Source organism: Tessaracoccus lacteus, assembly GCF_029917005.1.
GTDB lineage: Bacteria > Actinomycetota > Actinomycetes > Propionibacteriales > Propionibacteriaceae > Arachnia > Arachnia lactea.
In genome coordinates, this window is the sequence record NZ_CP123967.1 from 359,431 (window position 1) to 377,744 (window position 18,314).

15 protein-coding genes are annotated in these 18,314 nt (G+C 68.2%); 3 read left to right on the forward strand and 12 right to left on the reverse strand.

Annotated elements, in window-relative coordinates:
• The gene (gene cydC, locus QH948_RS01570; protein ID WP_281145218.1) at positions 1-1,581 is read right to left on the reverse strand and encodes a thiol reductant ABC exporter subunit CydC; all 1,581 of its coding nucleotides are present in this window, start codon (positions 1,579-1,581) and stop codon (positions 1-3) included.
• Positions 1,578-3,188 (reverse strand): thiol reductant ABC exporter subunit CydD, encoded by a 1,611-nt coding sequence (cydD, locus tag QH948_RS01575; RefSeq protein WP_281145219.1) that lies wholly within the window; start codon positions 3,186-3,188, stop codon positions 1,578-1,580. Before cydD ends, cydC begins: the two co-directional genes overlap by 4 nt.
• Positions 3,189-3,441: 253 nt before the next feature.
• On the opposite strand from cydD, the gene QH948_RS01580 reads away from it, so the two are divergent.
• A complete protein-coding gene (locus tag QH948_RS01580; RefSeq protein ID WP_281145220.1) occupies positions 3,442-3,954 on the forward strand; it encodes a hypothetical protein in 513 nt (170 codons plus the stop codon).
• Here QH948_RS01580 and cydB read toward each other — a convergent pair.
• Together cydB and QH948_RS01590 are read right to left on the reverse strand one after the other, a co-directional pair.
• Entirely contained in the window at positions 3,888-4,964 is a 1,077-nt protein-coding gene (cydB, locus tag QH948_RS01585; protein WP_281145221.1) for a cytochrome d ubiquinol oxidase subunit II, read from the reverse strand. The two genes, QH948_RS01580 and cydB, sit on opposite strands and share 67 nt — an antisense overlap.
• 13 nt (positions 4,965-4,977) lie before the next feature.
• Entirely contained in the window at positions 4,978-6,459 is a 1,482-nt protein-coding gene (locus QH948_RS01590) for a cytochrome ubiquinol oxidase subunit I (protein ID WP_281145222.1), read from the reverse strand.
• Between the two features lie 78 nt (positions 6,460-6,537).
• Here QH948_RS01590 and QH948_RS01595 point away from each other — a divergent pair, with 78 nt between their 5' ends.
• On the forward strand, positions 6,538-6,879 hold the full coding sequence (locus QH948_RS01595; RefSeq protein ID WP_281145223.1) for a BlaI/MecI/CopY family transcriptional regulator: 342 nt from the start codon (positions 6,538-6,540) through the stop codon (positions 6,877-6,879).
• A gap of 117 nt (positions 6,880-6,996) precedes the next feature.
• Here the strand turns inward: QH948_RS01595 and QH948_RS01600 are convergent, their stop codons facing one another.
• From QH948_RS01600 to QH948_RS01635, 8 genes are all read right to left on the reverse strand, one after another.
• The gene (locus tag QH948_RS01600; protein ID WP_281145224.1) at positions 6,997-8,232 is read right to left on the reverse strand and encodes a PPK2 family polyphosphate kinase; all 1,236 of its coding nucleotides are present in this window, start codon (positions 8,230-8,232) and stop codon (positions 6,997-6,999) included.
• A 240-nt stretch (positions 8,233-8,472) separates the two neighbouring features.
• Positions 8,473-9,330 (reverse strand): VOC family protein, encoded by an 858-nt coding sequence (locus QH948_RS01605; RefSeq protein WP_281145225.1) that lies wholly within the window; start codon positions 9,328-9,330, stop codon positions 8,473-8,475.
• Positions 9,331-9,567: 237 nt separating this feature from the next.
• Positions 9,568-10,110 carry an HdeD family acid-resistance protein gene (locus QH948_RS01610; protein ID WP_281145226.1) on the reverse strand — a complete coding sequence of 181 codons (543 nt, stop codon included), beginning with the start codon at positions 10,108-10,110 and terminating at the stop codon, positions 9,568-9,570.
• 283 nt (positions 10,111-10,393) lie between these two features.
• Entirely contained in the window at positions 10,394-12,361 is a 1,968-nt protein-coding gene (locus QH948_RS01615; protein WP_281145227.1) for an ABC transporter ATP-binding protein, read from the reverse strand.
• On the reverse strand, positions 12,358-14,103 hold the full coding sequence (locus tag QH948_RS01620; protein ID WP_281145228.1) for an ABC transporter ATP-binding protein: 1,746 nt from the start codon (positions 14,101-14,103) through the stop codon (positions 12,358-12,360). The genes QH948_RS01615 and QH948_RS01620 overlap by 4 nt, the downstream gene beginning before the upstream one ends.
• Positions 14,097-14,690 carry a TetR/AcrR family transcriptional regulator gene (locus QH948_RS01625; protein ID WP_281145229.1) on the reverse strand — a complete coding sequence of 198 codons (594 nt, stop codon included), beginning with the start codon at positions 14,688-14,690 and terminating at the stop codon, positions 14,097-14,099. The genes QH948_RS01620 and QH948_RS01625 overlap by 7 nt, the downstream gene beginning before the upstream one ends.
• A 370-nt stretch (positions 14,691-15,060) precedes the next feature.
• A protein-coding gene (locus QH948_RS01630) for an IS3 family transposase (RefSeq protein ID WP_438874087.1) occupies positions 15,061-16,217 on the reverse strand; the annotation gives its coding sequence in 2 pieces (ribosomal slippage) (positions 15,061-15,953 and positions 15,953-16,217; 1,158 coding nt in all).
• A 156-nt stretch (positions 16,218-16,373) separates the two neighbouring features.
• On the reverse strand, positions 16,374-17,396 hold the full coding sequence (locus QH948_RS01635; protein WP_281145230.1) for a DUF4031 domain-containing protein: 1,023 nt from the start codon (positions 17,394-17,396) through the stop codon (positions 16,374-16,376).
• 42 nt (positions 17,397-17,438) lie between these two features.
• Between QH948_RS01635 and QH948_RS01640 the strand changes: the two genes are divergently transcribed.
• On the forward strand, positions 17,439-18,311 hold the full coding sequence (locus QH948_RS01640) for a DMT family transporter (RefSeq protein ID WP_281145231.1): 873 nt from the start codon (positions 17,439-17,441) through the stop codon (positions 18,309-18,311).
• The last annotated feature ends 3 nt before the right edge of the window (positions 18,312-18,314 follow it).

An 18,314-nucleotide genomic window follows, 5' to 3' on the forward strand; every position in this document is an offset into this window, starting at 1 on the left:
TCAGACCGGGGTCGTGTCCCTGGCGAGCGACACGACGCGGTCGCAGACCCGGATGATCTCCGGGTCGTGCGTGATGACGAGCACGGCGGCGTCGCGGAACGCGGTCCACACGTCGGCCATCAGGGCGTCGGCCGTCTCTCGGTCGAGGTGCTCCGTCGGCTCGTCGAGGATGATGAGATCCCTGCGGCCGACGAGCAGCCTGGACAACGCGAGGCGCCTCCGCTCACCACCGGACAGGGTCGTGCCGTCCTCCCCGATGGAGCGGGAGGGGTCGAGGTCGAGGCCGGCGCGGTGCAGGGCGTCCTGGATCTGCTCGTCCGTAGCATCTCGGAGTCCGACGCGGACGTTCTCTCCGACCGTGGTGGCGAAGATGTGTGCGTCCTGCTCGAGGTAGCCGACGCGACCCGTGCGCTGGACCGAGCCCGACATCGGCGGGATCAGCCCGAGCGCTGTCGCGGCGACGGTTGTCTTGCCGATCCCAGACGGGCCCACCAGAGCGACCCGCTCGCCGTGCGACACACGCAGGTCGAGGTGGCTCAGCACCTCGCCGGTGTCCGGCCATCCGACCGTCACATCTTTGAACGAGAGCTCGGGGGTCTCTCCCTCTCCGTCCGTGACATCCCCCTCGCCGACGGGGTCTGCATCGAGGATCTCTGTGATGCGTCCCAGCGCGGAGCGGGACCTCGTCCATGTCTGCGCCGCCTGCGTGAAGGCCGCGAAGACCTCGTGCAGCGCCAGCGGCGTCAGGGCGAGCACTGCCAGGAACCGCGGGTCGAGGTCGACGGCGACGACGGCCACCGTCCCGAACCACAGGGCCGCGGCGACGGCGATGCCCGCTGCGAGGATCTGCCCGCCGGTCGCCAGTCCGCGAACCCAGGCGCCGCGCGCCTCGGCGCGGCGCAGTTCGTCGTCGACCTGCAGCAGTCTGTCGAGCGCGGCTCTGTCGGCTCCGTAGGCCACCAGATCGGTGGCGGTGTGGGCCAGCTCCCGTGTCTCGTCGGCCAGTCGCCCCCGCGCCGGAACCACAGCGACATCGGCGGCGCGGCTCAGCCGCATCGCCACGAGCGGCAGCCCGATGCCCGCCAGCAGCGCCGTCGCAAACAGCCACAGCGCGGTCGGGAGGTTGAGCAGCGAGATGGCGCCGGTCGTCGCGACCACCACGACTGCGGCGGACGCGAACGGCAGCACGACCCGAACCACGAGGTCCTGGATCGCGGTGACGTCAGCGACGACCCTGGTAAGCAGGTCGCCGCGGCGGCGGCCGATCAGCGTGGTGCCGGCCAGCTTGTCGTAGACGCGGATGCGCAGGGCGCCCTGCATGCGCAGGGCGACGTCGTGGCCGACGACGCGCTCGAGGTAGCGGAACACGCCGCGGGAGATCGCGAAGGCGCGGACGCCGACGGCCGGGGCCTGGAGGAACAGGACAGGCGGGGCGAGCGCGGCGAAGGAGATCAGCCAGGCGCTGACCCCCATCAGGGCGACGGACGACAGCGAGGCCAGCGACGCCAGCAGGATGGCAAGCACCAGGCGACGGCGACCGTTCGGCACCGCCGCGAGCAGGCTGGTCAGCAGCTTCCTCATGCGGGAACCACCTCCACGACGCGGTCGGCGGCGGCCAGCACCGCGGGGCGGTGGGATACCACGAGCACGCTGGCGCCGGTGGCGCGGACCGTGTCGATCACATGGGCCTCGGTGTCGGCGTCGAGGCCGGCCGTGGGCTCGTCGAGGATGAGGAACCGGGCGCCGCCCAGCCTGATCCGCACGAGTGCCCTGGCCAGCGCGACGCGTCGCCGCTCTCCCGCGGAGAGGCCCTCGCCGTCGTCGCCGACGTGCTTGTCGGCCTGGAAGTCGGCGCCCGCCTCGGCCAGCGCGGCGGCGACCGCGGCGGCGTCGGCGGTGGGGTGCCCGAGCCGGACATTGTCGCCGACTGTGCCGTCGATCAGTCCCGGCTCCTGTGCCACCCAGGCCGTCCGCGCCCGCCAGGACGCCGCATCGATCTCGCGGAGGTCGACGCCGCCGATCAGGACGCGGCCGGACTCCGGCGTGATGAAACCCATCGCCATCGCCAGCGCGGTCGACTTGCCGCCGCCCGACGTGCCGCTGAGCGCGACAACCTCACCTGGGGCGACGCTCAGCCGGACCCCGTCGGTGGCGGGGGAGTCGTCGCCGGGGTAGGTGTAGGAGACGTCGTCGAGGGTCAGGGGGCCGTCGGGGGCGGGCGTGGTGCCGGTGGGGGAGGTGGCGCCGTCGATGATCTCGAAGGCGGCGTCGGCGGCGGCCACCCCGTCGGCGGAGTCGTGGAAGTGCACGCCCACCTGGCGGACGGGCAGGAACGCCTCGGGGGCGAGGATCAGCACGAACAGGGCGGTCGGGAAGTCGATCTGCCCGTAGACCAGCCGGAAACCGACAGTGACCGCGATCACGGCCACCGACAACGACGCGAGGATCTCGAGGGCGAAGCTGCTGAGGAACGAGATCCACAGCGTCTTCATCGTCGCCTCGCGGTAGTTCTCCTCGCCGAGTTCGACGCCGCGGCGCTGCGCGCGTGCCCGGGCGAAGGCCTGCAGGGTGGGCAGACCTGCGATCAGGTCGGCGAAGTGGTTGGCGAGGCGGTCGGCGACGGAGAAGCTGCGGGCCGTCGCCTTCTGCGTCGTCCAGCCGATCAGCGCCATGAACACCGGGATGAGGGGGAGGGTGAAGGCCACGATGAGCGCGGACTCCCAGTCCGTCACCAGGATCGCGGCGCCGACGATGAACGGGACGGTGACCGCGAGGCCGAGCTGAGGAAGGTACTTGGCGAAGTATCCGTCGAGCGCGTCGAGGCCCTGCGTGACGATGCGCACCAGGGACGCCGACGAGGCGCCCTCGACGGGGGTGGCCAGCCGGGCGGCGAGCACGTCGCGGCGCAGCTCCGACTTCACGGACGCCGAGGAGTGATGCGCCAGCACGGCGCTGGCCCACGCCAGCAGTCCGCGGCCGGCGAAGACGCCGAGTAGCAGGAGCAGCGTGGCGGCCGAGTGGGCGGGGAAGGCAGCTGCGTCGAACACGCTGGTGATCCAGTCGGCCAGCAGGCGCGCCTGCACGATGAGCAGCACCGCGGTGACGATGCCGACGGCGACGCTGGACACGAGGAATACCTGGGTCGCCTTGGCGCGTCGGAGCAACCGGGGATGGATGGGGCCTGCCATATCGTCGCCAAGTCTTGCATGTGTTGCTGTGCCCCCGTGTGTCGCCCCGCGGACCCGGGCCGGGAACGCGAGAGCCCCGCACCATGCGGTGCGGGGCTCTCGCTCTGGCGCTCTGAGCTCGTCTCCCGGTTCCCTGAGCTCGTCTCCCGGTTCCCTGAGCCTGTCCTCCCGGTTCCCTGAGCCTGTCCTCCCGGTTCCCTGAGCCTCTCCTCCCCGTTCCCTGAGCTCGTCGAAGGGCGCCGAGCGGAGCGAGGTGGATTCCCTCCTTGCGCCGCTTCCCGACTCGCGGGGTGGCGTGCACAACGATGCCTATGTCGTGCGTGCTGGCACATACGGTCAGCGCTCCCGATATAGGCATTGTTGTGCCCGGTTCGCCGGCTCAGCCGAGTCCCCTGAGCTCGTCTCCCGGTTCCCTGAGCTCGTCTCCCGGTTCCCTGAGCTCGTCTCCCGGTTCCCTGAGCTTGTCGAAGGGCGCCGAGCGGAGCGAGGTGTCTCGGTGGTCGGGTGGAACCCTTCGCTGCGCTCAGGGCGTTTCGACAGGCTCAACGACCCGGTTGGCAGGCTCAACGACCCGGTCGGCAGGCTCAACGACCCGGTCGGCAGGCTCAACGACCCGGTCGACAGGCTCAACGACCCGGTCGACAGGCTCAACGACCCGGTCGGCAGGCTCAACGACCCGTCGCTGAGCCTGTCTACACGTCAGGCGGCGGGCTCGACCTCGTCGGGGATGTTCTTCGTCGAGATGCGACGGTGGAACACCCAGTAGCTCCAGCACTGGTAGGCCAGCACGATCGGGACGAAGATGATCGCGGCCCACATCATGATGGTCAGGGTGGTCTCGCTCGAGGCTGCCGTGATGATGTTCAGGCGCTCAGTCGCCGCCACGGTTGTGTCCTGAGCGAAGCCCAGGTTGCCGTACAGCTTGATGAAGATGCCGATGAACAGCGTCAGGATCGTCGCGCCGGTCAGGATGAAGCCCCACCCGTCGCGGCCCTTGCGGATCATCAGCGTCGCGCCCGCGATGCAGACGATGGCCAGAATCCCGCAGATCCACGCGGCGACGGTGAAGTCGCCGAACTCGGAGTTCGCCGGGTAGAAGATGTTCTGATACAGCACGAAGGTCGCGACGAGCACCGTCGCGACGATGCCGGCCTTGCCGCCGAAAGCCTCGGCCCGCTCGTGGATCTCGTACTTGGTCTTCAGGGCGATGAACGCCGAGCCGTGCACGAGGAACAGGGTCACGAGCATCACGCCGCCCAGCAGCGCGAACGGTCCGAACAGGCCCCAGAAGGAGCCGTTCCACAGCAGGTTGTCGTTGGCCAGCCCGATGATGAAGTTCGCGAACCCGACGCCGAACACCAGCGAGGGCAGGAAGGAGCCGATCGTGGCGAACCAGTCGAGCATGTTGCGGTAGCGGGTATCGGGGTGCTTCGAGCGGTACTCGAAGGCAACGCCGCGCAGGATCAGGCCGACCAGCACGAGGAGCAACGGCAGGTAGAGGCCGGAGAACAGCGAGGCGTACCAGCCGGGGAACGCCGCGAACATCGCGCCGCCCGCGGTCAGCAGCCACACCTCGTTGCCGTCCCAGACGGGGCCGATGGTGTTGACGATGACGCGCTTGTCCTTGTCGTTCTTGCCGAGGACGGGGATCAGCATGGCCACGCCGTAGTCGAAGCCCTCGAGGAAGAAGTAGCCGAGCCAGAGCACGGCGACCAGGCAGAACCAGACGGTGGCGAGCACGGGCACCTGGGGTGCGCTCTCAAGAAGGTGAATCATGTCGTCCGTCCTCTCAGTACGCGAAGGTCAGGGGGGCGTCGGGATCCTTGATGACCTCAGGTGGAGCGACGTCGGGCAGGCCCTTCTTCGCGTACTTGAGGAACAGCCACACCTCGATCACGGCCAGGAAGCCGTAGATCAGCGTGTAGACGATCATCGAGAACAGGACCTCTCCATTGGAGACGGTCGGGGACACTCCGGCGGCGGTGGGCAGCACGCCGGCGACGAGCCACGGCTGGCGACCCATCTCGGTGAAGATCCAGCCGAAGGAGTTGGCGGCCAGCGGCAGCAGCGGCATGGCGAACATCAGCAGGGTCCAGATGCGCCCCGCCGGGGGGAACTTGTTCTTGCGGGTCATCCACAGCGTCAGCAGCGCGAGCGCGATGCCGAGCATGCCGCAGCCGATCATCAGGCGGAACGTCCAGTAGGAGACCGCGACGTTGGGCATCGGGTCGACGTCGTGGGTGGCGGCAAGGGTCTCGGCGTACTGCTCCTGGAGCGTCGTCTGGCTGCCGTCGCGGCGCATGAAGCCGTCGGTGGCGAAGCTCTCGCGCAGGTCGTTGATGCCGAGGACCTCGTCGTGGCCGGACAACGCGGACAGGAGTCCGGGCACCTCGAGCGAGAAGACGGCCTCGGTCCCTTCGCGGTTGCCGATGGTGAAGATGGAGAAGGGGGCGTTGGTCTGGGTGTAGAACAGAGCCTCGGCCGCCGCCATCTTCATGGGCTGGACCTCGGTCATCACCTTGGACTGCAGGTCGCCGGTGTACATGGTGACCGCGGAGGCGATCAGCAGCACGACCGCGCCGAAGCGTGTGCCGAAGCGGTAGGTCCTGGCGTCGCCCTCACGGGCCTCGCCGTCGCGGCCGATCTTCGCCAGATGCCAGCCGGAAATGGCGGCGATCAGGCCGCCCGCGACCATGTAGGCACCCGCGATGACGTGCGGGAAGGTGACGAGGAACACAGGGTTGGTCAGTACCTCGAGGAAACCGGACACGCCGTCGAGCTCTGCGCGGCCGTTGTTGTAGATGGTGCCGACGGGGTTCTGCATCCACGAGTTGGCGGCCAGGATGAACACGGCCGACAGCATGGTGCCGAACGCGGCGAGGTAGATGCACATGAGGTGCAGACCCTTCGGCAGCTTGTCCCAGCCGAAGATCCACAGGCCGATGAACGTCGACTCGAGGAAGAAGGCGAGCAGCGCCTCGAGGGCGAGCGGGGCGCCGAACACGTCGCCGACGAAGCGGGAGTACTCGGACCAGTTCATGCCGAACTGGAACTCCTGCACGATGCCGGTCACCACGCCGAGCGCGAAGTTGATCAGGAAGAGCTTCCCGAAGAACTTGGTCAGCCGGAGGTACTGCTCGTTGCCGGTGCGCACCCAGAAGGTCTGAAACACGGCCACCAGCATCGACATGGCGATCGTGATCGGCACGAAGAAGTAGTGGTAGACAGTGGTGATCCCGAACTGCCATCGGGACAGGGCTACAGCGTCCATGGCGAAAAACTACTACTCGAGGTCATAAACCGACAACATGTCGCAAAAAACCCGCGCGGCGGGCCCTATGCTGAGCGCATGTCGTCCCGGGGAGAGCTTGAGCAACGCATCATGGAGGTGCTCTGGTCCTCCGACGCGCCCAGGAGCGTCGCCGACGTGCACGCGATCCTGACCGTCGAGCGCCCGCTCGCCTACACCACCGTCATGACGGTTCTCGACAGGCTCGCGAAGAAGGGGCTGGTGACCCGTGAGCTGGTCGCCCGCGCCTGGCGCTACGAGGCGGGCTACTCGCAGTCCGACCTGCTCGCCGCCGAACTCGCCACAGCCCTGCAGTCCGTCTCGGGCTCCGTCCGGCGGGAGGCCCTCACGCGGCTGGCGAAGCTGCTCTCCGACGAGGACCTCACGGCCCTCCGCAACTGACCGTCGCCCGCCCCGTCGCCTCCGCCCGCCCCTGTCCGCCGCCCGCGCCGTCGCTCGGGTCCCTGCCGTCGGCTCCGTCCGCCAGGTCATGCTGCCGGCATTGCGGTTGAGTGGAGGTCAGGAGGACTTCTTGGCCTTCTTGCCGCCCTTCGACGAGCCCTTCTTGCCCTTGCCCGAGGACTTCCCCTTGCCTGCGGACCTGCTGGCTTTGCCCGCTGACTTCTCGGCCGTGGGCGAGCTGCCGTCCGTCGAAGGATCGGCTGGGACCAGCTCCGGGGCCACGGCCTGCAGCAGCTCCCGCTTCTGTTGAAGCGTGGTGGCCAGATCGTTCTCCCAGAAGGCGCGCTTCGCCTCGATGGCGGCGAAGGCGGCGTCCCGGCTGAGGTCGTCGTAGCGGTGCGTCTTCAGTTCGGCGGCATCCTCGTTGACGTCGATGCTGGCCTCCATGGCCTCCAGCACGGTCGCCCTCGTCTCCGACAGCGATTCCGCGAGAGCCTGGGGGGTCATGGTGGCGACGAGGCGCTTGCGCTGGGCCTCCGGCTGCCAGCGGGGCCTCGGCCACTGGAGGTCCATCTCGATGAGGGTCCGGGTGAGGAACTCGGTGACGACCAGGCGCGAGAACCACTTGGTGTCGGCGGGCAGCACGTGCCACGGCGCTCGCGCGGTGGAGGTCAGCCGGAAGACGTCTGAGTAGGCCTCCTGGTACGCGTCCCAGTTGGCGCGGGTCTTGAGGTCGCTCATCGAGTACTTCCAGCGCTTGTCCGGGCGGTCGAGGCGCTCCATGAGCCGCTTCGCCTGCTCCTGGTAGCTGACCATCAGCGCGAACTTCAGGATGCGCGTGCCGCTGTCGACGAGCGACTTCTCCCACTTGTTGATCTCGTCGAAGCGCTTCGACCAGACCTCCGGCTCGACGAGTTCGTCGACCCTCGCCACGAGCACGTCCTCGTAGTGCGAGCGGTCGAACAGGCCGATCTGACCGGGCTTCGGCAGTGCCTTCTTGATGCGCCAGAGGTAGTGGTGCGAGCGCTCCTCCGGCGTGGGGACACCGAAGCTGCGCAGCGCGACCCCCTGCGGGTCGACCAGTCCCATCACGTGGCGGGCGATACCACCCTTGCCGGCTGTATCGAGGCCCTGCACGATGATGAGCACGTTCTCGGTGCCGCCGGCGCGGCCGTTTGCGTAGAGACGCTCCTGCAACTCGGCAAGCAGAGCGCCCCGTTCGGCGATCAGTCTCTCGGCGTCGCGCTTCCTGCCGGTGAACCCGCCTCGCGAGGCACGATCGAAGGTGGCAAGGTCGAAGTCCGGTCCGACGCGCAGCGTCTCTCGCGGATCTGAAGTCCACAGGTCAGCCATCGTCGGCTCCTCACTCTGGGCGGTGGGCCACAGTCTAGGACTGCGGCAGGGCCGTGACTAGGGACGAAGCGCACGCGATGGGCCCGCGGCCGCCCCATTGCAGACGCCAACGAAATACACGGACGCCAACGATAGTCACGCGATTATCGTTGGCGTCCGTGTATTTCGTTGGCGCCTGGGAAACATCGTTGGCGTCCGCGGGGGAGCCCGAGGGGAGGGAGCGGCCTCGTGACGGGCCCGTCAGCCGACGGTGAGGCGGATCTCGTTGTTCCACGGGTCGAGGACGCCCAGGGTCCGACCGTCGTAGCGCGTCGAATGGCCGGCGAAGGTCAGCCTCTCGACCGCGCGGCCGAGTTCCTCCTGCGTGGGGACGAGGATGTCGACGACGCCCATGCCCAGCGTGTGGTCACGAGGCCCCGCGCCCCGCGAGTTCCACACGTTCATCGCCATGTGGTGGTGGTACCCGCCAGCCGACACGAACAGCGCGCTGCCGTGGAACGTCAGGGTCTCCTCGAACCCCAGCGCCGAGACGTAGAAGTCCCTGGCGCTCCGGATGTCTCCGACGCTGAGGTGTACGTGCCCGAGCTCGCCCGTCGCGTCGGGCAGCGTGGCGGGATCGAGGCCTCCGAGGTGGTCGTTGACGAAGCGGGCGGGGTCGAGCGCGAGGGTGTCCATGGCGACCTGGCCGTGTGTCCAGGTCCACGACTCCCGTGGGCGGTCGTGGTACAACTCGACGCCGTTGCCCTCCGGGTCGGTGAAGTAGAACGCCTGCGAGACGAGGTGGTCGCCCGACCCGGCGTAGGTCTGGGGGTACTTCGTGAACATGCTCACCAGCGTCGCCGCGAGGGCCTTCTCGTCGCGGTAGACCACCGCTGTGTGGAACAGGCCGGCCGCCCCGGGGCGGGCGGGGCGCAGGTCCTTCGACTCTGTGAGTCGGACGACTGGCACGCCCGCCAGGCCGAGGGTGACGGCGCCCGGCTCATCCGTGAGCGGGGTCAGTCCGATGCCGTCGGCGTAATAGGCGAGCTGCGCGCCGAGGTTGCGCACGCGGAGCTCGAGTCGCCCCATGCGGGTATCCGCGGCGAGAGTCTCGGTCATCAGGTCCTCCGATAAAGTTGAAGTGTCAACTAAAAGTAGCGCGCAACACGCGAGGACGCAAGGAGGGGAGAGGTATGGGTGGTGTCGGGACATGCCCGACACGGTTCGTGCCGTCGAGTTACTCGATGATGACTCTGACGTCGGGCCGCGGGCCATGGGCGACGTGCGCGGTGGCCGGTGGGATCGTCGGACGCCAGCCTCGTCGTGACGGGGCTGGCGTCATCGCGTTGAGTGGACTCAGCCCTTCCGGCCCACGAGTGCGCGGAGCACGTTCAGGATGCCGAGTACGACCAGGGAGATGCCGAGGAACCACCAGAGGAACACGACGCCCCACAGGGGGCTGCTGAGGAGAGTGAAGCCCGCGATGACGGAGAGCACTGCGAACACGATCGTCAGCACCTTGGATCCGGACTGGCCAAGGGTGAACAGGGCGGTGAGGCCCTCGGCGATCCACATGACACCCACCATGATCGTGATGAACACCGCCAGGAATGCGGCCGAGCGCTGCAAGGAGGTGAAGGCGTAGACGCCCGCGACCATGTACAGCACGCCGAGAATGACGTGTCCGATCCGCCCGCCGACGCCGAGGCCCTTGGCAAGGAGCCCGAGCGCGATGTAGATGACGCCGGCGAGGAGCGCGTAGAAGGCCATGACGGCGGTGATGGCGACGGCGGCCTTGGTGGGCCAGACGAGCACGGCGATGCCGAAGGCAGCAGCGACGAGGCCCCCGATCAGGAGGGCAAGACGTGCGCCCTTGCTGGGGGAGATGGTGTCGGTCATGGGGTCCTCGGCTCCTCGGTCGGGTCGTCGGGCGAGCGCCCGATAATCGGACTGTAGCGGGCGATGCGCTGTCTCCACCATTGGGCAGGGTGGACCGCAGAACCGTGAGCCGGGTGGACCCCAGACGCCAACGAAAAACACGGACGCCAACGATAATCGCGCGAATATCGTTGGCGTCCGTGCATACCGTTGGCGCCTGGGGTTTTTCGTTGGCGTCCGCGGGGGAGGGGGCAGGGGAAGCGAGTGGGGTGGGAACGGGAGAGGGGCTCGGTCAGTGGGTCGGTCAGTCCTCGATCGCGCCGGCGAACTGCGACTGGTACAGGTTGTAGTACGCGCCCTTCACGTCGAGCAGCTGCTGGTGGTTGCCCTGCTCGACTATCGAGCCCTCCTCCATCACGAGGATGAGGTCCGCGTCGCGGATCGTCGACAGCCGGTGGGCGATGACGAACGACGTCCGGCCCGTGCGCAACGCGGCCATGGCCTTCTGCAGTAGCAGCTCCGTGCGGGTGTCGACCGAGCTGGTGGCCTCATCGAGGATCAGCAGGCTCGGGTCGGCGAGGAATGCCCGCGCGATCGTGATCAGCTGCTTCTCGCCCGCCGAGACGTTCGAGCCCTCCTCGTCGATCACCGTGTCGTAGCCGTCGGGCAGCGAGTGCACGAAGCGGTCGACGAACGTGGCCTTGGACGCCGCGACGATCTCCTCGTCGGTCGCGTCGAGGCGGCCGTATGCGATGTTGTCGCGGATGGTGCCGCCAAACAGCCACGTGTCCTGCAGGACCATGCCTACCTCGGACCGGACAGCGGACCGCGGGACCGAAGCCACGTCGACGCCGTCCATGGTGATGCGCCCGCCGTTCAGGTCGTAGAACCGCATGATCAGGTTCACCAGCGTGGTCTTGCCAGCGCCCGTCGGGCCGACGATCGCGACGGTCTGACCTGGCTGCGCCGTGAGGTTCAGGTTCCGGATCAGGGGGCGGTCGGGGGTGTAGGAGAAGTCGACGCCCTCGAACGACACGCGGCCGGCGATCTCCTTCGGCAGGTGCCCCTCAGGTTCGGGAGACATCTCGTCGGCGTCCAGCAGTTCGAACACGCGCTCGGCCGAGGCGACGCCCGACTGCAGGATGTTCGCCATCGACGCGACGGTGGTCAGCGGCTGCGTAAACTGACGCGAGTACTGGATGAAGGCCTGCACGTCGCCGATGCTCATCGTGCCGGACGCGACCCGCAGGCCGCCGACCACCGCGATCACGACGTAGTTCAGGTTCCCGACCAGGAACATGACTGGCATGATGATGCCCGAGATGAACTGGGCTCCGAAGCCCGCCTTGTACAGCTCCTGGTTGCGGCGGCCGAACTCCTCCTCGACCTCGCGCTGACGGCCGAAGACCTTCACGAGGGAGTGGCCGGTGAAGGCCTCCTCGATCTGGGCGTTCAGCTCGCCGGTGGACTTCCAGTTCTGTGCGAACAGCTTCTGGGAGCGCTTGCCGATCACGGTCGTCACGATCATGGCGATCGGCACCGTGAGCAGCGCGATCAGGGCCAGCGTCGGGGAGATCCAGAACATCATCACGAGCACACCGATCACGGTCAACAGCGAGTTGAGCAGCTGCGACATGGTCTGTTGCAGCGTCTGTGACACGTTGTCGATGTCGTTGGTGACGCGGCTCAACACCTCGCCGCGCGCCTGCTTGTCGAAGTAGCTGAGCGGCAGCCGGTCCATCTTCTTGGAGACGCGCTGACGGATCTGGAAGATCGTCTTCTGCACGGCGCCGTTGAGGATCCAGCCCTGCGCGTAGGAGAAGCCGAAGGAGACGACGTAGAGGGCGAGCACAACGATCAGGACGACGCCGACGGCGTGGAAGTCGATCCCCTGGCCGGGGGTGAAGTCCATGCTGCGCAGCATGTCGGCCATGTCGCCGTTACCCTGCGCGATCAGAGCGTCGATGGCCTGCTCCTTCGTGATGCCGGAGGGCATCTGGCCGCCGATGGCGCCGGCCAGCAGGAGGTTGGTGGCGCGCCCGAGGATCTTTGGGCCCACGACGCTCAGCGCGACGGACAGGACGCCGAGGCACAGCGCCGCGACGATCCAGTTGCGCTGCGGACGCAGGTAGCGGACCAGCCGTTTCAGGGAGACGCCGAAGTTGGCCGCCTTCTCGCCGGAGCCGCCCAGGACCGGGCCTCCCGGGCCGCGATGCCGCTGTCCAGCGTACTTCGGCCGATTGTTGGCCTTGACCTTGATGGTGTCGCTCATGCCGCGGCCTCCTCTGCGCTCAGCTGCGAACTCACGATCTCCTGGTATGTCTCGTTGGTGGCGAGCAGTTCGGAGTGGGTGCCGCGGCCGACGATCTCGCCGTGCTCCAGCACGAGGATCTCGTCGGCGTCGGTGATGGTGGACACCCGCTGGGCGACGACGAGCACGGAGGCGCGGGCCGTCTCGGGCTCCAGCGCCGCCCGGAGGCGGGCGTCGGTCGCGACGTCGAGCGCGGAGAACGAGTCGTCGAAGACGTAGACGGAGGGCTTCTTCACCAGCGCCCTCGCGATCGCGAGGCGTTGGCGCTGGCCGCCGGACACATTGGTGCCGCCCTGCGAGATCGGTGACTCCAGCTGGCCCTCCTTCTCCTCGACGAAGTCCCTGGCCTGCGCGACGGTGATCGCGTGCCACAGCTCCTCGGGGGTCGCGTCGGGGCGGCCGTAGCGCAGGTTCGACGCGATGGTGCCGGTGAACAGGTACGGCTTCTGCGGCACCAGTCCGACGCGCGCCCACAGGTCGTCCGGGTTGAAGTCGCGCACGTCCACACCGTCGACCAGCACGCGGCCCTCCGTGGCGTCGAACAGGCGTGGAATGAGGTTGGTCAGCGTCGTCTTGCCGGACCCGGTAGAACCGATGATGGCCGTCTTGCGGCCGGGCTTCAGTTCGAAGGTCAGGTCCTTCAGCACGGGCTCCTCGGCGCCGGGGTAGCGGAAGGACACGCGGTCGAAGACGACCTCCCCGCGTGCCTGAGGGGTCGGGGCGGGGTTGGCCGGCGGCGCGACGGTCGACTCGGTCTTCAGCACAGCGTCGATGCGGTCCGCACACACGGCGGCGCGGGGCGCCAGCACCAGCAGCATCGTCGTCATCATGACCGAGATCAGGATCTGTGCCAGGTAGGACAGGAATGCCGTCAGCTGACCGATCTGCAGGTCGCCGTTCTCGATGCGGAATGCGCCGAACCACATGACGCCCACCGTGGAGATGTTCATCACGAAGCCCACGAACGGGAACATGAACGCCATCAGGCGGCCGACCCGGGTGGCGGTGTCGACGAGCTCACCGTTGGCCTTCTCGAAGCGCTGGGCCTCGTGCGGCTCTCGGACGAACGCCCGCACCACGCGGATGCCGGTGATCTGCTCGCGCAGCACCCGGTTCAGGGTGTCGATGCGCGTCTGCTGGATCGAGAACAGGGGACTCATCAGGTAGATGAGGACCGCGATGCCGGCGCCGAGCAGCATGACGGCCGCGAGGATCGTCCAGGACAGCCCGACGTCCTCGCGCAGCGCCATCACGACGCCGCCGACCATGGTGATGGGCGCCGAGATGAGCACCGTCGAGATCATCAGCACCAGCTGCTGCACCTGCAGCACGTCGTTGGTGTTGCGCGTGATCAGCGACGGCGCGCCGAACTTGTTCAGCTCGCGGGTGGAGAAGCCGAGCGCGCGGTCGAACACGGCGGCGCGGACGTCGCGGCCGAACTGCATCGCCGCGTTCGCCCCGGCCCAGACGGCGCCGACCTGCGCCAGACCCTGGACCGCGGACAGCGCCAGCATGATGCCGCCCGTGCCCCAGATGAAGTTGGTGTCGCCGGTGACGACCCCCTCGTCGATGATGCGGGCGTTGAGGGTCGGCAGGTAGAGGCTCATCACCGTGGCGATCAGCTGGAGGACCAGCACCACCGTGAGCAGCCCCCAGTAGGGCTTGATGAAGCGGCCGATGAGCCGCACGAGAGTGCCTAGCACTGGACATCCTTCCTGAGTGCCCCGTGGAGGGCGAAGGTGGCGAGGTCGTCGACGCCGAGGCGGGACGAGTTGGAGAAGTTCATGGCGTTGCCCATGGCGAGGAGGCTCAGCAGGTTCACATAGTCGCCGACGGGGCAGGTCAGTTCGCTCCCGTGGGGCTGGAACTGGGCGGTGAGCCACTCGTCCATCTCGATGCGCCTGGCGTCCAGCTCGTCCCTGATGCACGGGTTGGGGTGGTGCGGCGCCTTCCTGGGCCCGTGGACCAGCACCATCAGCGACCGGATGGTCGTGATGCGGCCGGCGATCAGCTGCAGGGTCGCGTGGGTCTTCTCCTCGAGGGTGGACCCGAGGCTGATGGTGGAGAGGGGGTCGCTGATCCGATGGGCGGACAGCGACTCGATGACCGTCGCCTCGATCAGGTCCTGCAGCGAGTCGAAGACGCGGAAGATGGTTCCCTCGGCGACGCCCGCCGCCTCGGCGACCTGCTTTGTGGTGAGGCCGGTCCCCTGCTCCTGGAGCAGCGGGATCGTCGCCTCGATGATGGCCGCCCGCCGTTGCTCGGGTGGCATGGGTACTGCGCGTGACACGTCGATGAACTGTAGTGAGTGAATACTCACTCATCAAGTCGGTTCGCTTCCGGGTGACGACGTGATTGACGTGCCCTCCGCTCCCGCAGGCCACGCTCAGGCGCAGACGCCACCCTTACCGACGGACGCTACCGTTCTCAACCGATGCCACCGCCATGGCGGTGGCATCGGCGAATAAGGGTGGCGTCCGTCGGTGAGGGTGGCATCCGTGGGTCGTCCGTCTGCCCGCTCCCCGTGTCCAGCTCGGTTCAAGCGCACAAGAATGCCTATTCCGGAGCTGCTGCGCGCATGTTGCAGCGGCCCCCGGATACGCATTCTTGTGCGGGAACGGGACTGCCCCCAGTTTGCTTGACAGATTTCTAGGGGTGGGTCAGGCGGCCTGTGTGGTCGTGTGATGGACTGCTTCGAACTCTACTGGGGTGAGTTTGCCGAGACGCCGTTGGCGGCGTCGGCGGTGGTAAGACTTCTCGATCCAGGTGATCATGGCCAGCCGCAGCTCGGCCCGGCTGGTCCACGGGTGGCGGTTGAGGACGTTCTTCTGCAGCAGCGCGAAGAAGCTCTCCATGGCGGCATTGTCGGGACTTGAGGCGACCCTGCCCATGGAACCTGTGAGGTCGTGGACCTTCAACTCGGCCACATAGGTGTGGGCTCGGAATTGGCTGCCTCGGTCCGAGTGGACGATGCAACCAGCAACTGGTCCGCGACGTTGGACGGCCATGCGCAGGGCGTTGATCGCGATCCGCTTCTTCATGCGGGTGTCGATCGAGTACCCCACAATGCGGTTGGACCAGACGTCCTTGACCGCACACAGGTACAGCTTGCCCTCGCTGGTGCGGTGCTCGGTGATGTCGGTCAACCACAACCGGTTAGGCCCCTCGGCATGGAACTGGCGCTGCACCAGGTCATCGTGGACCGCCGGCCCGGGCTTCTTCCATGACCCGTTCTTGACCGAGTGGAACGAACGGATCCGCTGCAGCTTGCAGAGCCGGTGGACTCGGTTCTCACCAGCGGTGATGCCCATCTCGGGCAGGTCATCGGCGATGAGGCGATAACCCAGACCAGGGTCTTCGGCATGCAGGTCGATGGCGGCGTTGATCAGGTGTGCATCGTCCCAGTCGCGCTGCGAGACTGGGCAGGCGAGCCACTGGTAGTAGGCCTGCCGCGAGAAGCCCAGCACCCGGCAGGAGACCGCGACCGGCACCCGGAGCGTCCCCTTGGTCTGGGCCAGGTCGGTGACCAAGGGGAACATCATTTTGGGTTGATGTCGCGGGACAGGTAGGCGGCGGCGCGGCGCAGGACTTCGTTCTCCTGCTCCAGCAGCCGGATGCGCTTGTTGGCTTCCCGTAGTTCGGCTGCGGAGCGGTTGTCTGCGGCGGGGGCATCAACACGATCGGCCTTGGCCAGCCAGTTGCGCAGGCAGGACTCACTGATCCCGAAGTCCTTGGCGATCTGGCCGATCGGGGCCTCGCCCTTGCGGGCGACCGCGATCACATCATCGCGGAACTCTTTCGGATGGGGCTTGGGCATGACATGCATCCTCTCACCAGGCCCTCACGGACCTGAGATGTTGATGTCAACCAAACCCGGGGCAGTCCCAACTGAGGAGGCAGGTGGGCGCGGGGTGTGGCGCTGCGGCGGGTGGATGCGGAGGCGTGGCACGGTGGCGCGTGGGCTGCTCGGCGATCAGCGGTCGGTCAGGCCGGCCAGCTCGTCGGCGAGGTTGGCCCTGGCCTGGGCATCCCACAGCTCCCGGCCGTGGGCGGTGTGGAACAGGGGGTCGGCGGCGAGGAGACCTTCGAGGACCCGCGAGCGGCCGACGCGCCACGCGGCGTCGTCGACGTGGGCGTAGTCCAGGCGGACGTCCCGCACGTAGACGTGGTAGCGGCCGGGGATCTGGCCGAGGATCGACAGGTCAGCGTCGGAGAGCAGCGCGCCGCGCTCGTCGGTCGGGCGGTGGTCGGCGGTCATACGGACCAGCCGCGCGACCTCCGCGACGCGGTGGGCCGCCAGCTTGCCGTCGAGCAGCCGCTCGGCGAGCCGGGCCGAGGCCTCCTCGTCGCCCGTGCTGGCCGCCTTGTCTGCCTCGCCCGTGCCGACTCCCTCACCCGCCTTGGCCGTGTTGGCCCGGTTGGTCGGGCTGGCCGTGTCGCCCGGGCTGGCCGCGCTGGTCGTGCTGGGCCGGTTGGCCGGGTTGCCCGGGGTGGCTGCGTCGCCCGTAGTTCCCGTGTAGACGGCGTCGTGGAACCAGGCCGCCAGCTCGACGATCGGGTCGTCGCAGCCGAGCACCTCCAGCGCGGCCAGACACTGCCACAGGTGCCGCACGTCGTGGTAGTGCCTGTCCTTGTGGTGCCACCGCTCAAGCAGGTCGTCGCGGATGGCCATGGGCAGCCCGAGCGGAGCCCAGCGCTCCTGGACCCGCCGCAGCGCGGTGGCCCTCGTCGGCGTGCGCTCGGGAGAGCGGACGCGCAGCCCGCTGGCGGTGAGCCGGGCGACGAGGTCTTTCTCGCCGACGATCGTCGCGCCGGCCGCGATCAGCTCGCGGTACCGTGACTCGGGGACGTCGTAGTGGTCGTGGTCGAATGCCTGCGCCGGCAACCCGACGGTGCGGGCGAAGGCGTGCAGTTCCGCGAGCGTCGAATCGGACACCAGATGTCCGAAAACCGTGCCGTGCGCAGGCCAGCGGGCCGCGTCGAGGAGAATCGCCACGACACCACACTAGGCCGCCCCGGCGGCAGCGGAAGGAGACCCATGCGGCTGGCGACGGGAGCGATCCTGCTGGTCACGGCCATCTGGGGCTCGACCTTCTTCATCATCAAGGACGCCGTCAGCCGGGTCGATCCGATCGACTTCCTGGCCGTCAGGTTCCTGGTCGGCGCGCTGGTGCCGTCGCTGATCTTCCTTGGCCGGCTCCGGCGGCTCAGCTGGCGACAGTGGAGCATCGCGCTCGGCCTGGGCGTGCTCTACGGGTTCGCGCAGATCGCCCAGACGACAGGCCTCCAGACCACGGCGGCCTCCGCCTCGGGATTCCTGACCGGCGTCTACGTCGTGCTGACGCCCCTGATCCTGTGGGCCCTGTTCCGGGTGCGGCCGCAGCGCGTCACCTGGGTGGCCGTGGCGCTCGCGATGGCGGGCATCGCGGTGCTGAGCCTGTCCGGCCTGACCGGCATCGGCCGCGGCGAGGCCCTCACCCTGCTCGGCGCGGCGCTCTACGCCCTGCACATCGTCATGCTCGACCGCTTCTCCCGCGCCATGGACCCCGTCAGCCTCGCGACGGTGCAGCTGATCGGCATCGCCATCATCTGCGGCGGCGCGGCGCTGCCGACGGGCATCGACTTCACGCCCGACGGCGTCGTCTGGGCCGCCGTGCTGTACACGGCCATCGCAGCCGGCATCGCCACGATGGTGCTGCAGACCTGGGCTCAGCGGCACATCCCGCCGTCGCGCGTGGTGCTGCTGATGGCCTTCGAGCCCGTCTTCGCGACGCTCTTCGCCGTGCTGTTCGGCGGCGAGACCCTCACCCTGAGGTTCCTGCTCGGCGGCTCGATGATCCTGGCCGCCACCCTGATCGGCGTCCGGGCAGGGCCGGGCGACCGCGCGGAACCCCTCGTCGCGGCAGACTAGGCG